This is a genomic window from Methylobacterium sp. D48H (genome assembly GCF_053345715.1).
In genome coordinates this window covers 381,709-399,539 of the sequence record NZ_JBKFAP010000001.1, presented here as the reverse complement: position 1 = coordinate 399,539, position 17,831 = coordinate 381,709, and the positions used below count along the sequence as shown (strand labels likewise).

Here is a 17,831-nt window from a genome sequence, read left to right as displayed (position 1 = left end):
GGCACCGGGAGTCCGGTCAGTCGTCTTCCGCGCGGTCGAGGGGCGAGGCGGCCGCCCGGGACCCCGCGGCCGCCTTGTCGGTGCCCGGACACCCGATGTGGTCGCGCTCCACGGCGGACGACGCTTGGGCACACGCGATGTCCGGCATGTCGTTCAGTTCGTCGGCCCGGGCGCCGGCGCAGAACATGACGACCACGGCGGTGGCGACGACTGTTTTCATGGCTGTTCCTCCCTCGCGTCGACACACTAGGGAGGGCCGGAACCCTGGCATCCTCTGTTCGGCGGATGGCACCGCCAGCGCCGCGCAGCGCTCGCCGCCAGCGTCCCGGTCGAGCGACAAAGCATCGTGGCGCCAGGCACTTACACCGCCGCACCGGCGGTCCTGGCGGCCGTGTCGACGCCGCGTGTCCGGGGCCGGGGGGCGGCAAGTCCGTCGAAACGGCCCTCGGCGCACCGTCCCTGCCGGACGGCATCCTCTATTTGAAGGATGCAAATGTCGGTTTTGGACTGATATTGGTATTATCGCGGTCAGAAGAATCGTCGCGGGACGTGCCAATGCGGGAAGCGCTTATCGACCGGATCTACGAGGCTGCGGGCACACCGGAACTCTGGCCCGACGTCCTCCAGTCCATCGGCGATATGGCGAACTCGGACGGCGCTGTGCTCGCGGTGCTCCCGCCCGTCGGGACCTCCCGCTGGATCGCCTCACCGGCCCTGGAGCAGCGACTCGGTCACCAGACCGGCGCGGGGCGCAGCAGCGGTCGGATGGCGCCGTGGCGCACCGACGCCCAGGCGGGCTTCACGCGCGACGTCGACCTCGTGCCGGCCTCCTACGAAGGCTGGCTCCGCGAAGGCGACAGGTCGTTCTGGCAGGTGGGCACAACGATTCCCCTTTCGACGGGCGACATCGCGATCGTGACCGCCGAACGGCGGGCTCAAACCGGCCCCCATGAGGCCTCCGTCCTGCCCGGACTGGACGCCTTGCGACCACACCTCGTGCGCGCCTGCGAGCTCAGCGCGCAGTTCAGCTGCGAGCGCGGCCGCGTCACGACGGCGACGCTCAGCCAGATCGGACTCCCCGCCGCCGTTCTGTCGGCCTCGGGTCGGGTGCTGACCATGAATGCCCGGCTGCAGGAGCGGGAGGAGGTCCTGCCCCCCGGCCAGCACGGCGGCCAGCTCTTCAAGAGCCTGATCAACAGCAAGCTGCTGCAGGACGCGATCGGCAACGTCGTTGGCGGCCGGCGCGCGGCGCAGACGATGCCGGTGCGCAGCTACTCTGATCACCGTCCTCAGATCGCTCATGTCATGCGCCTGAAGCAGCGCCCCGGCGACGTCTTCGGTACCTCGGCGGTGCTCCTCGTTCTCGTGCACGTCGGCGCGCGGGCGGTTCCGGACCACGGCCTGCTGAACATGCTGTTCGACCTGACCCCGGCGGAGGCGCGGTTGCTCCAGGCGCTCGCCGGAGGCTTGCGTCTGCAGAGCTACGCCGAGAGCGTCGGCGTCCAGACAAGCACCGTCCGCACCCAGCTCAACTCGATCTTCAACAAGACCGGAACGAAGCGGCAGGCCGATTTGCTGAGCATCGTCACGTCGCTCGCGCTCTTCAGCGGGCAGACGACGAAGCGCCTGGGCGCGGCGTGAGTCACAGATCGGCGTCGCGGAGGAAGGCGGCCAGCACCTGCGCGGTCGGAAAGGCCTCGAAAGCCCCGAACTGGCAGGTCGTGAGCGCACCGCAGGCCGCGGCCTGCCGCAGGGTCGTGTCGAGGGGCTCTCCCGCGAGAAGGCCCGCGATCAGCCCGGCCGTGAACCCGTCCCCCGCGCCGACCGTATCGACCGCCGCGACCGCGAAGGCCGGCTGGCGGAGGGGGGGCCAATCGGGGCGGAACGCCACCGCGCCGCGCTCTCCCAGGGTCACGATCAGCAGTCCGAGGCCTCCGGAGAGCAGGGCGGCGATCCCCGGCGTCGCTTCCGTGGCGTCCGCGATGGCGTCGGGAGTCCCGAGGCCGAGGTCGGCGGCCTCGACCGCGTTGACGACGAGGATCGCGGTATCGGCCAGGATCGCCGGATCGATGGGGCGCATCGGGGAGGGATTCAGCAGCGTGGGGATGCCCGCCTGCCGAGCGAGCGCGAACGCCGCTCGGATCGAGGCGTCCGGCGATTCGAACGTCGCCGCCACGAGGTCCGCTCGCTCGAGTCGGGCGGCGACGGCTCTGACGTCCTCCGCACCGAGGGCGAGGTTGGCCCCGAGGCAGACCGCGAGGCAGTTCTCGCCGGCCGCGTCGACGAACGCGACGCCGGCGCCCGTCGAGCCGGCATGCGGCACCAGCATGTCCTCGGCGAATCCGACCCGCGCGAAGGTGGCGCGGACCATAGGGGAGAACACGTCCGTGCCGACGGCGAAGAGTCCGTCCACCCCGACGCCGAGCTGGTGCGCGGCGAGCGCGAGGTTGAAGCCCTTGCCGCCAGGCTCGGCGAGGAAGGCCAAGCCATCGAGGGACTCGCCCGCCTGCGGCAGCCGCGCGACCTTGACCGAGCAGGCGATCACGAAGCTTCCGACGACGAACAGGCGCATGGAGCGCTCCGAACCTGTACACTGCGAATAGCTGTACCGGAGGCCGATCGGACGTGCGCCCCAAAAATCGGACGATCAAGGGTGATGTCGAGGCGGACCTCGCGGAGGGCGAGCGTCCCTCGGTGCTCTCTCTCCTCCGCCTGCGCGCCGACACGGCGATGCCGCTGTACCGGCAGATCGAGGGTCAGCTTCGCGAACTGATCCTGTCGGGCTCGCTGCCGCCGGGCGTCACCTTGCCGGCCGAGCGCCAGCTCGCCGACAGCCTCGGGGTCAGCCGCGTGACGGTCCAACGCGCCTATGCCGAACTCAGCGACAACGAGCTGCTCGTCCCGCGCGGGCGCTGCGGCTTCCTCGTGCGCCGTCCCCCCGAGCCCGTGCGCCCGGGTATGGACCGGCTCAAGGGCTTCACGGAGGAGATGCGGGAGCTGGGGAAGATCCCATCCTCGCGCATCCTCGATCGGGCGGTCACCGAGGACCGCTCGATCGCATCGATCTTCGGCCTGCCCTCGACGGCCCCGTTCCTGCGTCTGACGCGCGTTCGCTCCGGCGACGGCGTGCCGATGTCGCGCGAGGTCGCCTGGTACAACATCCGCGCCGTGCCCGCCCTCGAGACCGGCGACCTCTCCGGTTCCGTCTACGCCTTCCTGAGCGCGCACCCGGGCGGCCGCCTCGTGCGCTGCGAGCAGACGGTGGAGGCGACCATGCCGACGGCTGACGAGTGCGAGATCTTCGCCTTCGAACAGCCCCTCCCGTGCCTGCTGATCAAGCGCCACAGCTACAATCAGGACTCGGTGATGATCGAGTACGTGGAAGGCCTGTTCCGAGGCGATGCCTATCGCTATCGGCTGAATCTGCGCGCGTAGTAGGCCCGGCTGACCGAACCGGACTCGCTTCCGTACGGTGCGCGCGACGGGCTGGGCGATGCCCCGCTCGAACCGCTTTCGGCCCGCGCCGAGGACCCGCCTCCTTCAAGAAAGGCGATTATACCGTTCGCACATACGCGCACGACAGGCTTCGCAGCCTGAGAAGGATGTAGCCCCCCGGGTTGCGCTGCTGGTAGATGCGCCTATCCTGCGTCGACCGCTGGCAACGACCCCGGGCGCTAGCGGCAGAGAGACCATCGTGCTCCCGCCTAATCGGCTATGGAGCGTGGCTCATGACCCAGAACCAATCCTCTCAGTACGTCATCACCGCCAAGGCTCAGCAGGGCTTCGTGCAGCAAACACGCGTGAGAGCGGCAAGCGCCATCGTTCTCGCAAAGGCTTGGATAGAAGCTGGGCACGATGATGTGCGTGTTGTGGATCCCAACGGGGAAACGATCCGTCCCAAAGGATATCGCCGCGCAATCATGGGGGGCATAAAACTCTACCACTAGAGCGATTTAGCCCGGCTTCTTCGGCTTCGTGATCCGCTTCAACGCCGCATCGAAGTCGGCTTCGTCCTCGCTGGCCCCAGCCTCGCGCGCGGCTTCGATGAACCGGCGGCGCTGTTCCTCGGGCGTCAGCTTCTCGGCGCCGAGCTTGGACGGCTTCTTGGGCGGGTGCGCTTCTTCGGTCCCCGCAACGACGGTCTCGAAGCGTTCGATCTGTTCGGCCGGCGTCGGCGGCTTGGTGGGTGTGTCTGTCGGCATCGGTGCGGCCCTCGGATCAACCGCAATGTAGGCGCCAGTCACGCGGACAGCAAAAAGCCGCCGGAGATCACCCCGACGGCCAAAGCCTACCTAGAGACCGATTGCGTCACCCGCCGACCGCATCACGCCAGCCTTCGGGCAGCCTCCGCCCCGGCGCTACGCCGGCAAGCTGCGGAAGTGGCCGCAGACGTGTTCGAGCTGGCCGAACCGCCGGCGGACGTAGGCATTCACCCACACCACGGCCGTAACCCTTTCTGCTGAAAAAGCTTGCAGGGAGGGCGGCCGACGTGCGACTCTAGGAACTGTGAGAGCACCTAGGAGTCGGGCCGACCGCCCGGTTGCTAGTCCTCTAGAAGGCCGGTTTCCCGTTGGCGCGGGGCCGGCCTTCGTCGTTTCAGCCCCATCGCGTCGAGGACTATCTCGCTAGGAGCCACGTGTATGTCGGCATCGCCGCCTCCGCCCCTACGCCGGGGCGCTCTCTGTATCGCTCGCCGAGAGATGCCGGTCAAGACACCGAAGTAACGATTTGTCGAGACAAGCGAGAAATGATAGGGGTCAGTCACGAACTGAGGACCGCACCTATGACCGCCGCCGCGAGTAAGCCTGTTAGAAGCCCGTCTTATCCGAGCATGCCGCTCCGCGATGCCGTGATCGCTGTCCGAAAGATCGAGGGCCCATACCGCTCGGCGCCAGTAGACAGGCTGGAAGCATCGAAGCTCGTTGGTTACTCGTCAATGAGTGGGCCAGCCAATCAGGCGCTCTCTTCGTTGGCGGCATACGGACTCATCGATCGAGCCGGCAAGGGCATGATCCGTGTCACGCCGAGGGCGAAGGCGATCCTTCATCCTAACAACGACGATGAGTTCAAACGGAACCTGCGAGCGGCAGGTTCAGAGCCACAGCTATTCCAGCAAATCTTGGAGCACTTTTCTGGCGTGCAAGTGCCGCCGGAGAGCGGCGTTGTGTCCTACTTAAACCGCCAAGGTTTCAATCAGAGCGCTATCAGGCCCGCTGTCAAAGCGTTTCTTCAGACGATGTACTATCTGGAGGAAGCGGGAGTAAGCGAAAGTCATGGACCTGCCGCCGCCCCGGAGCCAACTTCTGGCCCATCGAACGGGGATGACCGGCCCCAGTTCGGGGGGGCGAAGGTCGGCGACCTCGTGCAATGGGAGTCGAACGGCGCCCTTCGCCTCGCAAAGCCGGAGAGGGTTCGCTGGATTTCCGACGACGGGAACTGGCTGGCCCTCGCCCACGAGGATTACAAGGCAGCGATCGCCATGGCCGAGGTCATTGTACAGGAACGCGCATCTACTCCGTTGCCGCCGCCAACGCCGCCGGCCTTTGTAGGAGTAGCACCGCCCGCGGTAGATGAAGGCAACGAGAGCGGAGGCACGGACTTCCGCTTCAAAGTCGGCAAAGGCATCGTCGTAAAGGTATCGTCACCCGATGAACTGGGCGCTGACGAAATCAATAAACTCGTCGCCCTGCTGCAGGCACAAGCTATTGCTCTGAGCTGAGCGAAAAGGTGGCTATTCTTAGCTGCGCTTCCTACGCACCAACTATTCGATACGTGAGGCGCTTGCCGGCGATACCGGCGAGCGCCTTTTCCGTGCGCATCGTATCCTTCACGCCAAGCTTCACCCGGTTGTTGTAGCGGAAGTCGAACTCCGCGAGGTAGCGATGTAAGTGTTGCTTGCCGCAGTGCTGGTACACGCCCTTCATGCCGCGCTTGAACACGGAGAAGTAGCCCTCGACGGTGTTCGTGTGGACGATGCCGCGAACGTACTCGTCCCGGCCGTGCTGAGTGAACTGGTAATCCGCGAACGACGCGCCGAGCTTCACGTAGTGGCCCGCTTCGTCGGTGAACAGGCTGGCTTCCCTGGCGATGTTGGCGGCCAGGATCGGCTTCACGGTCGCCGGCCTAAGATCGTCCACCACGACGGAGCGCACCTGAGCGGTGGAGCGATCCACGAGGCTCAGCACCTTCATCTTGTGGTGATAGGCGCGCTTGATCGGCTTGCCTGGCTCGCGGCCGATGAACGTCTCGTCAGCCTCAACGATGCCAGCGCCGCCCATCGGGCCGTCGAGGCCGCCATCCACCGCCCACCGCCGCCACGACACGGGAGCATGGCCGAGCTTCGCCCTTTTAACGGACGAGGACGCCCCGATGCCTCGCGTGGAACAGCGAGAAGCGCCGTGGTACACCTGATGTCTCGCGAGCGATCAGCCGGCGCAGCCAGCCATCCCGCTTCGGTCCGGAGCACACGATGAGCGAGTCCTCGACGGCGCCGACCCTGGCGACCCTGGCGACAGCCCGGGCCGGCCGGACGCAGCGTCGGCTCGCGGTCGCCGTCAGCCTCCTGTTCGGGGCCGTCACCCTCGCGCTGCTGCCGTTCGCCAACCGCCCGATGCCGCCGATGCCGGGCTTCGTGCCCGTCTACCAATCGGCGCTGATGGTGGTCTACGGCCTGACCACGTACCTGTTCCTCACGCAGTACCGCCGCATCGGCTCGGCGCCGCTGCTCGTGCTCGGGGCCGGTAGCCTCTACGTGACGCTCGTCGTCTTCCTGCAGATGCTGTCGTTCCCGAACGTCCTCGCGCAGGGTCGGCTCCTCGGCGACGGGCCGGACACCACGACGTGGCTCTGGACCTTCTGGCATCTCGGGCCGCCGCTCTTCGCGCTGCCCTACGCGCTCCTGGAGGGCGACGAGCGTCCGCCGCAGGCCCCGCGCGGAAAGGCCGGACGGATCGGCTGGGCCACCGTCGCCGGGACCGTCGCGGCCGCCGCGCTCACCGGCGTGGTGGCCGTCCGCTACGTCCACCTCCTGCCGAAATGCGTCGAGGGCGACGATTACTGGCTGCTCACCACCTCGGGCATCGGGCCGGGCGTGGTCGCCCTGACCGTCATCGCGCTGGCCGTGCTGTGGTTAAAGACCCGCCTGCGGACCGTGCTCCAGCTCTGGCTGGCCGTGTCGCTTCTGCTGCTCGTCTTCGACAACATGGTCACGCTTCCGGGCGCCGCCCGCGGCACGGTCGGCTGGTTCGCGGGCCGGATGGAAGCCCTGGTGGCCGGCTTCATCCTGCTCGGCGTCTACCTGCGCGAGGTCGACTTCCTGTACGCGCAGGCCGCGGCCGCCGCCGAGGACCGGGAGGCCCGGCGGGCGGAGCTGCAGCGTGCCCGCGACAACCTCGCCCTGGCGCTGGAAGCGGCCGAGATGGGCGACTGGGAGCTCGACCTCCGTGGCAACACGGCGCGCCGGTCGCCGAGGCACGACGCGATCTTCGGCCACAGCGCTCCGGTCGCGGCATGGGACGTCGGGACCTTCGTCGAGCACGTCGTCCCCGAGGACCGAGACGCCGTGCGGGCGGCGTTCGATGCCGCCATCGGGACGGGCCGCCTCGACATCGACTGCCACATCCGGCGGGCCGAGGACGGGGCCGCCCGCTCGGTCACGATGCGGGGCAAGGTCTACCGCGACGGGAGCGGCCAGCCCCGGTCCATGGCGGGCGTCGTGATGGACACGACGCGCCAGCGCGAGGCCGAGGAACGCCTGAACCAGGCTCAGAAGATGGAGGCCATCGGCCAGTTGACCGGGGGCGTGGCGCACGACTTCAACAACCTGCTGACCATCATCGTCGGCAACCTCGACATGATCGTGCGCAAGCCCGACAACCCGCAGCGCGTCGAGAGGCTGGCCACGTCGGCGATGACGGCGGCGCGGCGCGGGGCCGAGGTCACCGAGAAGCTGCTGTCGTTCTCCCGGCGCCAGGTGCTCCGGCCCGAGACCGTCAACCCCAACCGGCTGCTCAAGGACTTCCAGGCCCTGCTGAAGCGGGCCGTCGGCGAGACCGTCGAGATCCGCTTCGACCTCGACGCGGTCCTCGATCCGGTCCGGCTCGATCCGGGACAGTTCGAGAGTGCGGTGCTGAACCTCGCGGTCAACGCCCGGGACGCGATGCCGGACGGCGGCGTCCTGACGGTCAAGACCTGCAACGGGCACCTCGATGCCGCGGAGATCCCCGACCGGCCCGACCTGCGGCCGGGCGCCTACGTGCTCGTCTCGGTCACCGACACGGGCCAGGGCATGGACGCCGCCACGCGCAGCCGCGCCTTCGAGCCTTTCTTCACGACCAAGGATGTCGGCAAGGGAACGGGCCTCGGCCTCAGCCAAGTCTACGGGTTCGTGCGGCAGGCCGGAGGGCACGCGCAGATCAAGAGCGAGCCCGGCGCCGGCACCTCCATCGAGCTCTACCTGCCGCGCTCGGCCGAGAGGGCCGTCGAGGCCCGGCCGGACAACACCCTCCCGCTGCGGCGGGCGGCCTCCGGCGAGGTGGTGCTGGTGGTCGAGGACGAGCCGGCGGTGCTGGAGATGGCGGTCGGGAGCCTGGGCGAGCTCGGTTACCGGACCCTGACCGCGACCCGGGCGTCGGAGGCCCTGGAGCGGCTGGGCGGCCCCGAGCGCATCGATATCCTGTTCTCGGACGTCGTCATGCCCGGTGGCATGAACGGCGTGCAGCTCTCGGTCGAGGCCCGGCGCCTGCGTCCCGGCCTGCGGGTGCTCCTGACGTCCGGTTACACGGGCACGGCGCTCGACGAGCACGCGGTGCCGGCCGACCTGCCTCTCCTGAGCAAGCCCTATCAACGGGACGAGCTCGCCAACAAGCTCAGAATCGTCCTGGGCTGAACCCCCGGACCCACGGCATGCCGCCCCGCGGTCGCGCGGCGTCGCGGACGGGTTGTCCGTCAACAGGCCTGAAGGCTTAACCCGGCCTTAACCGACCGGTTCAGCCCGCAGCAGCGGCATGTCGGCATGCTCCGTCCGTCCTCAACGGCGCCGGTACGCGCAAGGAGCTGTCCCATGCCCATCATGCCCTGGATCCACGATACCCTCTATGTCGGCAGCTTCGCCGCCCTCGTCCTCGTCGCGCGGCAGGCGCTCGTGCGGCGCGATCTCGGGCTGTCCGGCCTGCCGGGCCTCGAACGCCTGCGCCGGTCGCTCGGGCCCGGCACCGGATTCCGTGAGCGGCGCCGGTTCACGTCGCCCCGGACCAGCGGCAACACCGCCTTCGACGCCTGGCGCGACGGCGAGATCGGCCGCATCGAGGGGGAGCGCCGCGCGCTCGAAACGCGTCTCCGGGACTTCGAGGGTTTCGTCGACGCGCTGAAGCGCGCGAAGGATCGCGCGACCTTCGAGCGCTTCGTGGCGGAACATCCCGCGGGATCGGGGGCAGCGGTCGACATCGCCGGCACCGCCGATCAGGCCGAACATCGAAAAGGCTAGGTCGCCTCAGGGTTGCACCGGAGCGTCGGGGCCACGCCGTAGAGGGTCAGAATCCTCGTCTCCTCTACGCCGCCCCGCGCGACGCTTCGAAGACCGCGGCGAAACCTCCGAAGATCATCCGCGCCCCGTCGAACGGCATCGTCAGATCGCGGAAGCGCGGATCGGTCCGCATCGCGGCCTCGCACCGGTCTGCCGTCTCCCGGTCGGGCCAGAGGATCCACCCGAGGACGACGCTCTCGCCGTCGCGAAGGGCGACGGACCGCCGGAAATCGGTCCGCTCGCCCTCCGGAACGTTGTCGCCCCAGGCCTCCATCTGGTGGAGCGCGCCGTACTCCCGGAACAGCGCCCAGGCCGCCCTGGCCGACGCGACATAGGCCTCCCGGTTCGCGTCGGGAACCGGCGTGACGAACCCGCTCACGTAAGTCATGGGTTGCCTCCTCGAGTCGGGGTGCGCGCGGAAAGGCTTCAGGCCGGAGCCTGCCCTCGCGTCATGGCCTCGGGGTCCATCCACATCAGCTCGACGACGTGGCCATCCGGATCCTCGATGTTCCGGCCGTACATGAACGTGCCCATCTCCTGCGGCGGCCGCAGGTCGGCGCGACCGCCGGCGGCGACGGCGCGCTCCACGCTCGCATCGACCGCGGCCCGGCTCTCCTCCGACAGGCAGACCAGCACCTCGTTGGCGGCGCGGGCATCGGCGATGGGGCGCGGCGCGAAGTTCGCGAACTGGGCGTGGCTGAGGAGCATGACCACGATGGCGTCCGAGAAGCCCATCGCGGCGACCGTCCCGGCCTGCGAGAAGCGCGGGTCGCGCTGGGCGCCCAGGGCGACATAGAAGCCAGCCGCGAACTCCACGTCGGCGACGGGCAGGTTCACGAAGATCATCTTGGGCATGGCGACCTCCTCAACGGCTTGCCGAGCTTGACTGTATCAGTTACCTAAGTCAACCATGAAGTTACAAAAAGATACCAAAATTGCGGCTGCGAGACCGCGCTGGTACGACGACGCCTGCGGCGCCGCCCACGGCCTGGAGCTTCTCGGCGAGCGCTGGGCGCTCCTGATCGTCCGCGAGTTGATGTTCGGACCGCGCCGGTTCGGGGCGATCCGAGGGGCGCTCAGCGGCATCAGCGCGAAGGTGCTGACCGAGCGGCTGCAGGGTCTGAAGCAGGCGGGCATCGTCGCACAGCGGACTCTGCCGCCGCCGGCCTCGACGCCGGTCTACGAGCTGACCCCATGGGGCTACGAGGCCGAGCCGATCTTCTCGGTGCTCGGGCGCTGGGCGGCCCGTTCGCCCTCCCACGACCCCGCTCTGCCGCTCTCGGCGGCCTCGCTCATGCTGTCGTTTCGCACGATGTTCGACCCCGCACAGGCCTCCGGCTTCGAGGCGACGATCGGCTTCCGGTTCGACGAGGACGCCTTCCGCGTCACGGTGAGCGAGGGCGAACTTCACGCCGCCCGCGCCGACCCGGTCGAAGCGGACGCCGTCGTCGGCGCCGCACCGCCGGTCGTTGCGGCCATCGTCTACGGCGGCCTGCCGCTCGCCGACGCGGAGGCGTCGGGGCAGGTGTCGCTGGAGGGGGACCGGGACGTCGTGCAGCGGTTCGCCGGACTGTTTCCCCTGCCGGGGAAGGCGTTCTGATCGCTTTGGAGGGTGCAGACCGGATCACGACCGACCGTCACTTGACCAAGCCGAACTCGCTCTCGAAGCCGAGTCTTCCCCTCTCGGTCACGCGGATGGCGCGCCCGTCGCGCTGACGCTCGATCCACCCGAGATCCTCGCAGCGGCGGCACAGGGCGGCTCCGAGACGGCCGGCGAGGTGCGGTCTCCGCTCGCTCCAGTCTAAGCAGGGACGGCAGAGCAGGCGGCGGGTTCGTCCGGCCGGTTCGACTTCGACACCGAACGCGGCCAGCCACGCACTGCCGGATGCGGTCACTTCACCCGCCTCCTCGCCCAGGACGATCACTCCTCGTGAGACCAGCGCATCGGCGATCCCGACGCCGAGCCGTCCGGCGAGGTGATCGTAGCAGGTGCGGGCCTCGCGCAAGGCTGGATCGATCCGCGGCGTCGCTCGGCGCGACGCTTCCTCCGGCTCGCCCCGGTTCGCGATCACCATCATGGCCTCGAGCATGCGGGCGACCTCGACGGAGGCGAGGCGGAAATATCGGTGCCGACCTTGGCGCGACACCGTGAGCAGGCCGCCGGCCACGAGCTTCGTCAGGTGCTCGCTCGCGGTGGCTGGAGCGACGCCGGCCGTCCAGGCCAGTTCGGTCGCGGTCAGCGCTCGCCCGTCGATCAAGGTCGACAGGATATTGGCGCGGCTGGGATCTCCGACGAGCGCGCCGATCTCGGAGAGTGCAGGACCCTGCGTCATGAGCTGAACCTACACGCGCTCGACACTTGCCGCATCCGACGACGCTTCGGTTTGGACCGAAGCGTTTACGGCTGACTCGGCCGGGATCCCTGGATCAGAGTGGGAGCGTGAAGCTGGAGAACCGCGCCACGTCTGTGCCCAGGGTTCGCCAGCCACGGCAGGAGGTAACGACCATGACGCCCGATAAGGTGGACGACAGGGAGGAGCATCATCGGATCGAAGATCCACGATCCGGGCCCACACTGTTCCTTCGCCGGCTGTCTCCGCAGTTCCGGGGTGAGCGGGACGGTCTGACGACCGACGCCGACGCCGCGTGGATGCTCGATGCCTTCTCCGGCTCCCCGGACCGGCGTGACATCAAGCTCGGGCACGGCACGCATCTGATGCATCTCGTGGCCGGGCGTAGGGCCCTCTGGCGAGCCCCCGCCGCATGACTGACTGAGCCGGTCCCGGCTTGAACCGCATCGACACCCAGGGAGGAACCCATGTTCTCCGTCATCTTCGAAGTCCGACCCGGCGACGGTCGCAAGGACGCCTATCTGGAACACGCGCGCGTGCTGAAGCCTGAGCTCGAGGGCATCGACGGCTTCATCGACAACGAGCGCTTCACGAGCCGGACGCGGCCGGGCTGGGTCCTTTCGCACTCGACGTGGCGGGACGAGAAGTCGGTGATCCGCTGGCGCACCCATGCCGGTCATCACCTGATCCAGGGGAAAGGCCGGTCCGAGGTGTTCGCGGACTACCATCTCCGCGTCGGCGAGGTGACGGCTGACACCCACCCGCCGGCGGGACATCGGGTCCGCGAGCAACGCCTCGATGAGACGGAAGTCGGCCAAGCCAAGGCCTGTACACTGTCGGAGGCGATGTCGGCGGACCGGCCCACGCCCTCCGATGTCGACCCCATGGCCATGCTCGGTCTCGACCAGCGGACCGAGGGGCTGGTGAGTTGGGACGCGTTCGATTCCTTCACCAATCCGGGAAAGGTGCTGGTGCTGCTGTCGTGGAGAGATGCCGGCGCGGCGAACGCCGTCTCATCGGTCGCGGGCACTCGCCTCCGAGCTGTTCGGATCATTCGCGACTATGGGATGTTCGACAGGCGTGAGAGCCCGCAATATCACCCGGCCGTGCAAGCCCTGGGATAGGGCCCGACGACGAGAACCGGGCATCAACACCTTCGGCGTCGCTCCGTCATCGGACTCGCGAATGCGGACCCGGTGGCACGACGCGGTCGTCCCGCGGCCTGCCCTGCGATCATGTGCGCGACCGGCCCGGGGAACCGGATCACGGACGAAGCGACCGATCCACGAGGCGGTCACCTCGCTGGCGGCACCCCAGGGCTCGCCCGCTCCCGTTGCACGAGCAGTCGGCTGCCCTCTGGGGGCGCGGCCCTTTCGAACGAGGGGGTTCAAGTCTCGGCGATGAGGTCCTTGATGCGGGAGGCGAGGGTCTCCAGCACGAACGGCTTGGTCAAGACCTGCATCCCGGGCCGAAGGTAGCCGTTCCCCAGCACGGCGTTCTCCGCGTACCCGGTGATGAACAGTACCTTCAGGTCCGGTCGCCGATCGCGGCCGGCGTCCGCCATCTGTCGCCCGTTCATGCCCCCCGGCAGGCCGACATCCGTCACCAGCAGATCGATGCGCACGTCCGACTGCAGCACCTTCAGGCCGGCGACGCTGTCGGCGGCCTCGATGGCGGTGTAGCCCAGGTCCTCCAGCACCTCGGTGACCAGCATGCGCACCGAGGGCTCGTCGTCGACGATCAGCACCGTCTCGCCCTGGCCCGCTTGCTCGACCTCGGAAAGCCTGCGCGCGACCGCGTCCTCGTCGGCCTCGCCGTAGTGCCGCGGCAGGTAGAGGCAGACCGTCGTCCCCGCGCCGACCTCGGAGTAGATCCGCACCTGCCCGCCGGACTGCTTGGCGAAGCCGTAGACCATGGACAGCCCGAGGCCCGTGCCCTCGCCGGTGGGTTTGGTGGTGAAGAACGGCTCGAACACCTTTCCGATCAGGTCCGGCGCCATGCCGGTGCCGGTGTCGGTCACGCAGACGCCGAGGTACTGGCCGGGCGCGAGGTCGTGCTGGCGGCCGCCGACCTCGTCGATCCACCTGTTGGCGGTCTCGATGGTGATGCGACCACCGTCCGGCATCGCGTCGCGGGCGTTGATGCACAGGTTGAGCAGCGCGTTCTCCAGCTGGCCCGGGTCGATCAGCGCCGGCCACAGCCCCGCGAGACCGACGACCTCCAAGTGGACGGCCGGACCGACGGTGCGCCGGACCAACTCCTCCATGTCGTGGACGAGGCGGTTCACGTTGGTGGGCTTGGGGTCGAGGGTCTGGCGGCGGGAGAAGGCCAGCAGGCGATGCGTCAGGGCGGCGGCCCGCTTGGCCGCGCCCTGGGCGACGCTCATGTAGCGGTCGAGGTCGCCCATCCGTCCCTGGCTCATCCGCGTCTGCATCAGTTCTAGGGAGCCGGAGATGCCCGCGAGCAGGTTGTTGAAATCGTGCGCGAGGCCGCCGGTCAGTTGGCCGACCGCCTCCATCTTCTGCGACTGCCGCAGAGCCTCTTCCGTCTTGGCCAGCGCCTCGGCCTGCTGCTTGATCTCGGTCACGTCGCGCACGGACGAGTAGATCAGCCCGTCGCGGGGCACCGCGTTCCAGGACAGCCAGACATAGCTGCCGTCCTTGCGGCGGTAGCGGTTCTCGAACGTGAGCTGGGCCTCCCCGCGCGACAGTCCCCCCGCCGCCGCCACGGTCGACGCGACGTCGTCGGGGTGGACGAAATCGAGGAACGGCCGCTCCTTCATGTCGGCGTCGGTCCACCCGAGGGTTCGCGACCAGGCCGGGTTGAGGCCGACGAAGTAGCCGTCGAGGTTGGCCACGCAGAGCAGGTCGGACGAGGCCTGCCAGATCTGGTCGCGCTCGGCGGTCCGGGCAGCGACCTGGCGGGCGAGGTCGGCCTCCGTCTGCACCCGGACGGTCACGTCCTGCACGAAGACGTGGAAACCGTCGACGCGGCCGCCGGAGGTCCGTCTCGGCAGGTAGCGGATCTCGGCGACGCGGTGGCGCCCGTCGCGGTGCGGCCAGTCCGTCTCGAAGGTGACGGGCTCACCCCCGAGCGCCCGATCGATGAAGGGTCGCCGCACGGCGTAGGCGGCCGGGCCGAGCAGCGCGCGGACATCGCGTCCGACGACCTCGCCGGGCGGGGCGGAGAACCAGTCCTTGTAGGCCTCGTTGGCGAAGCGGTAGACGTGGCCGGCGTCGATGAACGCGATCAGCACCGGCAGCGCGTCGGTGATGAGCCGGAGCTCGCGCGCGCTGGCCTCCGCCAGCAACTCGGCGTTCCTGCGCGCGGTGATGTCGCTGAAGAAGACCGCGACGCGGTGGTCGCGCGGGTCCCCGACCCGGTGCGCACGCACGTCGAACCAGCGCCCGAACACGGCGGCGTAGTTCTCGAAATGGGCGGGTTCCCCGGTCAGGGCGACGCGGCCGTAGCTGTCGAACCAGTGCCGTTCGAGGTCGGGCGCGAACGTGCTGACCCAGCGGCCGGCGACGTCGGCGCCCGTCTGCCGGGCGAAGGCCGGATTGGCCTCCTCGATCAGGTAATCGACCGCCCGTCCGTCCGCGTCGAACCGCATCATGAGGATGCAGAACCCGACCTCGACCGTCTCGAACAGCGTCCGGTAACGGGCCTCGCTCTCCTGCAGCGCCGCCTCGGCCAGGCGGCGGTCGTGGATGTCCTCGACCACCCCGTACCAGGCCACGATGGCGCCGGCTCCGTCGCGGCGGGGACGCGCGCGCGCCCGCATCCAGCGGTACGTGCCGGTAGCCGCGATGTTGATGCGATAGTCCACGTCGACCGGCTCGCCCGAGGCGAGACAGGCCGAGAACACCGCGACCGTGTGGGGGACGTCCTCCGGATGCAGGGCCTCCATCCAGCCCGCGCCGTCGGGTTCGCCGGGTGCCTGGCCCGTCAGTTCCAGCCAGCGGTTCGAGTATGAGGTGATGTTGCCCGCCGGGTCGCAGGTCCACGGCACCTGAGGATTCAGTTCGACGGTATGCCGGAGGTGGGCCTCGCGCTCCCTCAGCGCCCTTGCGGCCTCGTGCTCGGCCGTGCGGTCGCGGACAATCATGGTGAACCCGCGATGCGCACCGGCCTCGTCGAGCAGCGGCATCATCTCGCCCGACGTCCAGACGCGACTGCCGTCCTTGCGGAGGTGCCAGCGCTCGACGGAGGCGCGCGCCTCGCTCGTCGCGAGCCGCATCTCGGCCTCAGGGCGCCCCTCCGCACGGTCCTCGGGCGTGAAGATCCGGTCGGCGGGCTGCCCGCGCATCTCCTCCGCCGTCCAACCGAAGATCCGCTCGGCGCCGGGGTTCCAGGCGATGACCGAGCCGTCGCGGTCGGTGACGACGATGGCGAAGTCCCTGACGTTGTCGAAGACGACCCGGTGGCGCCAGTCGCTCGCTGGCGCGTCCTGCCCGGCGGTCCGATGCACCGGGCGCACCTCCCGGCCGACGGTCTCGCCCCCTGCCACCGGCAGCCTCGAGCGCAGGCGCAGCACCTCCGCCTCAAGTTGCGCGCGCGACATCGCGCCGACGTCCGGGCCGATCGATTTCACCGTCTCCCGAATGGCCGGCGTCTCTTCGAAGTCGTGCATCAGGAGGCCAAGCCATCCAGTCCCGGCCGGTTCCGTTTGGAGAGATCACGGTCGCCCGCCGGTCCGGACCGGCAGCCGCGGTCCGCCCGGCAATCGTGGCCGCCGCGTCATGCGATGGACGGACACCGTCCTGAACTTTCAAGACGGGACGGTGTTCGCCGGCATCAACCTTCGCCTGCCTTAAAGGGTCGCGACCCGATCAGCTGTCGGGCCGGCCGAGATCGAAAGGTCGGTAGCGCTCGACGCGCCGATCTCCGTCTTGACGGCAAGCCGTACAAAACCCTGAAGCAAGTCCAGACGTCCATTGCTTCGCGGCAAGCGAGACGGGATTGAAAAGTGAGTGGCTTCGCGTGCGACCGAAGCGCTCGAGCGAAGAACTGATTGTGCTGGAGACCGGCCGCTCGCGGAAGGATTTGCGATCCTCAGGATCAGCGTTCCGGCTGCGGCCCAGATCCGACACAGAGGCCGGCACGCTCAGAGGAGACTTGAATTTATAGACGAAGATTACTGAAACTGTTGGTAGCGAGGGAGGGATTTGAACCCCCGACACAAGGATTATGATTCCTCTGCTCTAACCAGCTGAGCTACCCCGCCACGAGCCGCGACCGTCCATCGAGACGATGCGTGCAGTGGCGGCGGTATAGGAAGAGCGGGCGCTCCGTGTCAACGTCTTCCCGTGAGCAAATCGCGCCTCCGGAGGTCGGGCAGTCCGCGTGCCGTCGCGCGCGGGAGGGAAACCCTTGGCTGTCACCGAGAATCGCTCGGCGACAGCCCGTCCGCCATGTCCGACCTGTCCCGGCCCGCTAGGTTTGGCACGGGCCGCTCGACGGCCCGTCAGATCGCGGAGCGTTCGATGACAGCGCGCAAGAGCCATCGCTGGACCACCAGCCTCGCCGCCCTTCTCGTCCTCGGGGTGCCGCTCGCCACGGGTCCGGCAGTCGCGGCGGGCAAGGACGTCACCTACCGCGCGGCGCTCACCGGCGGCAGCGAGGTCCCGGCAACCGCGTCCTCCGGCAAGGGCGAGATCACCGCGACCTTCGATCCGGCCACCAAGCGCCTGAGCTGGTCGGGCCAGTACAGCGGCCTCACCGGGCCGGTCACGGCCGCCCATTTCCACGGGCCGGCCAAGGCGGGCGAGAATGCCGGCGTGCTCGTGCCGGTGACGGCGGCGAGCAGCCCCTTCACCGGCGAGGCGACCCTCGACGATGCCAAGGCCGCCGATCTCGAGGCGGGGAAGGTCTACTTCAACCTCCACACCGCCGCGAACCCGAAGGGCGAGATCCGCGGCCAGATGGAGCGCGCACCCTGATCCGGAACGCCGGGA

General features: G+C 68.8%; 17 protein-coding genes, 1 tRNA gene and 1 pseudogene. 10 read left to right on the top strand and 9 right to left on the bottom strand.

The window, feature by feature from the left end:
- Positions 1-16: 16 nt before the first annotated feature.
- Positions 17-220, bottom strand: coding sequence for a hypothetical protein (locus ACLBX8_RS02080; RefSeq protein ID WP_447680504.1), 204 nt, complete (start codon positions 218-220; stop codon positions 17-19).
- Between the two features lie 335 nt (positions 221-555).
- On the opposite strand from ACLBX8_RS02080, the gene ACLBX8_RS02075 reads away from it, so the two are divergent.
- Positions 556-1,641 carry a helix-turn-helix transcriptional regulator gene (locus tag ACLBX8_RS02075; RefSeq protein ID WP_447714539.1) on the top strand — a complete coding sequence of 362 codons (1,086 nt, stop codon included), beginning with the start codon at positions 556-558 and terminating at the stop codon, positions 1,639-1,641.
- A 1-nt stretch (position 1,642) separates the two neighbouring features.
- Here ACLBX8_RS02075 and ACLBX8_RS02070 read toward each other — a convergent pair whose 3' ends face one another.
- Positions 1,643-2,572 carry a PfkB family carbohydrate kinase gene (locus ACLBX8_RS02070; RefSeq protein WP_447714538.1) on the bottom strand — a complete coding sequence of 310 codons (930 nt, stop codon included), beginning with the start codon at positions 2,570-2,572 and terminating at the stop codon, positions 1,643-1,645.
- Positions 2,573-2,625: 53 nt separating this feature from the next.
- On the opposite strand from ACLBX8_RS02070, the gene ACLBX8_RS02065 reads away from it, so the two are divergent.
- Positions 2,626-3,435, top strand: coding sequence for a GntR family transcriptional regulator (locus ACLBX8_RS02065; protein WP_199866062.1), 810 nt, complete (start codon positions 2,626-2,628; stop codon positions 3,433-3,435).
- A 293-nt stretch (positions 3,436-3,728) separates the two neighbouring features.
- Positions 3,729-3,947 (top strand): hypothetical protein, encoded by a 219-nt coding sequence (locus ACLBX8_RS02060; protein ID WP_447714537.1) that lies wholly within the window; start codon positions 3,729-3,731, stop codon positions 3,945-3,947.
- A gap of 6 nt (positions 3,948-3,953) precedes the next feature.
- Here the strand turns inward: ACLBX8_RS02060 and ACLBX8_RS02055 are convergent, their stop codons facing one another.
- Positions 3,954-4,202, bottom strand: a complete 249-nt coding sequence (locus ACLBX8_RS02055; protein WP_447714536.1) for a hypothetical protein — start codon at positions 4,200-4,202, stop codon at positions 3,954-3,956.
- Between the two features lie 581 nt (positions 4,203-4,783).
- Between ACLBX8_RS02055 and ACLBX8_RS02050 the strand changes: the two genes are divergently transcribed.
- Entirely contained in the window at positions 4,784-5,719 is a 936-nt protein-coding gene (locus ACLBX8_RS02050) for a hypothetical protein (protein WP_447714535.1), read from the top strand.
- Positions 5,720-5,750: 31 nt separating this feature from the next.
- Here the strand turns inward: ACLBX8_RS02050 and ACLBX8_RS02045 are convergent.
- Positions 5,751-6,296, bottom strand: a pseudogene (locus ACLBX8_RS02045) (IS1595 family transposase); the annotation flags it as partial.
- A 173-nt stretch (positions 6,297-6,469) separates the two neighbouring features.
- Between ACLBX8_RS02045 and ACLBX8_RS02040 the strand changes: the two are divergent.
- Both ACLBX8_RS02040 and ACLBX8_RS02035 read left to right on the top strand, forming a co-directional pair.
- The gene (locus ACLBX8_RS02040; RefSeq protein ID WP_447714534.1) at positions 6,470-8,887 is read left to right on the top strand and encodes an MASE4 domain-containing protein; all 2,418 of its coding nucleotides are present in this window, start codon (positions 6,470-6,472) and stop codon (positions 8,885-8,887) included.
- Between the two features lie 174 nt (positions 8,888-9,061).
- Positions 9,062-9,484 (top strand): DUF2852 domain-containing protein, encoded by a 423-nt coding sequence (locus ACLBX8_RS02035; RefSeq protein ID WP_447697745.1) that lies wholly within the window; start codon positions 9,062-9,064, stop codon positions 9,482-9,484.
- Positions 9,485-9,548: 64 nt separating this feature from the next.
- Here ACLBX8_RS02035 and ACLBX8_RS02030 read toward each other — a convergent pair whose 3' ends face one another.
- Both ACLBX8_RS02030 and ACLBX8_RS02025 read right to left on the bottom strand, forming a co-directional pair.
- Positions 9,549-9,911: a DUF1428 domain-containing protein gene (locus ACLBX8_RS02030; protein WP_020091748.1), complete on the bottom strand. Its 363-nt coding sequence runs from the start codon at positions 9,909-9,911 to the stop codon at positions 9,549-9,551.
- Positions 9,912-9,949: 38 nt separating this feature from the next.
- The gene (locus ACLBX8_RS02025) at positions 9,950-10,378 is read right to left on the bottom strand and encodes a VOC family protein (protein ID WP_447714533.1); all 429 of its coding nucleotides are present in this window, start codon (positions 10,376-10,378) and stop codon (positions 9,950-9,952) included.
- A gap of 55 nt (positions 10,379-10,433) precedes the next feature.
- Between ACLBX8_RS02025 and ACLBX8_RS02020 the strand changes: the two genes are divergently transcribed.
- The gene (locus tag ACLBX8_RS02020) at positions 10,434-11,123 is read left to right on the top strand and encodes a winged helix-turn-helix transcriptional regulator (RefSeq protein ID WP_447697743.1); all 690 of its coding nucleotides are present in this window, start codon (positions 10,434-10,436) and stop codon (positions 11,121-11,123) included.
- 37 nt (positions 11,124-11,160) lie between these two features.
- Here ACLBX8_RS02020 and ACLBX8_RS02015 read toward each other — a convergent pair whose 3' ends face one another.
- Complete coding sequence (locus ACLBX8_RS02015; protein ID WP_447697742.1) at positions 11,161-11,856, bottom strand: ArsR/SmtB family transcription factor; 696 nt, start codon at positions 11,854-11,856, stop codon at positions 11,161-11,163.
- A 173-nt stretch (positions 11,857-12,029) separates the two neighbouring features.
- Between ACLBX8_RS02015 and ACLBX8_RS02010 the strand changes: the two genes are divergently transcribed.
- Together ACLBX8_RS02010 and ACLBX8_RS02005 are read left to right on the top strand one after the other, a co-directional pair.
- Positions 12,030-12,290 (top strand): hypothetical protein, encoded by a 261-nt coding sequence (locus tag ACLBX8_RS02010; protein ID WP_447697741.1) that lies wholly within the window; start codon positions 12,030-12,032, stop codon positions 12,288-12,290.
- A gap of 51 nt (positions 12,291-12,341) precedes the next feature.
- Positions 12,342-12,998, top strand: coding sequence for an antibiotic biosynthesis monooxygenase family protein (locus ACLBX8_RS02005; RefSeq protein WP_447714532.1), 657 nt, complete (start codon positions 12,342-12,344; stop codon positions 12,996-12,998).
- Between the two features lie 263 nt (positions 12,999-13,261).
- On the opposite strand, the gene ACLBX8_RS02000 is transcribed toward ACLBX8_RS02005, so the two are convergent.
- Entirely contained in the window at positions 13,262-16,507 is a 3,246-nt protein-coding gene (locus ACLBX8_RS02000) for a PAS domain S-box protein (RefSeq protein WP_447714531.1), read from the bottom strand.
- Positions 16,508-17,024: 517 nt separating this feature from the next.
- A tRNA-Met gene (locus tag ACLBX8_RS01995) sits at positions 17,025-17,101 on the bottom strand.
- A 259-nt stretch (positions 17,102-17,360) separates the two neighbouring features.
- Here ACLBX8_RS01995 and ACLBX8_RS01990 point away from each other — a divergent pair.
- Positions 17,361-17,816, top strand: a complete 456-nt coding sequence (locus ACLBX8_RS01990) for a CHRD domain-containing protein (RefSeq protein ID WP_447697738.1) — start codon at positions 17,361-17,363, stop codon at positions 17,814-17,816.
- Positions 17,817-17,831: the final 15 nt, after the last annotated feature.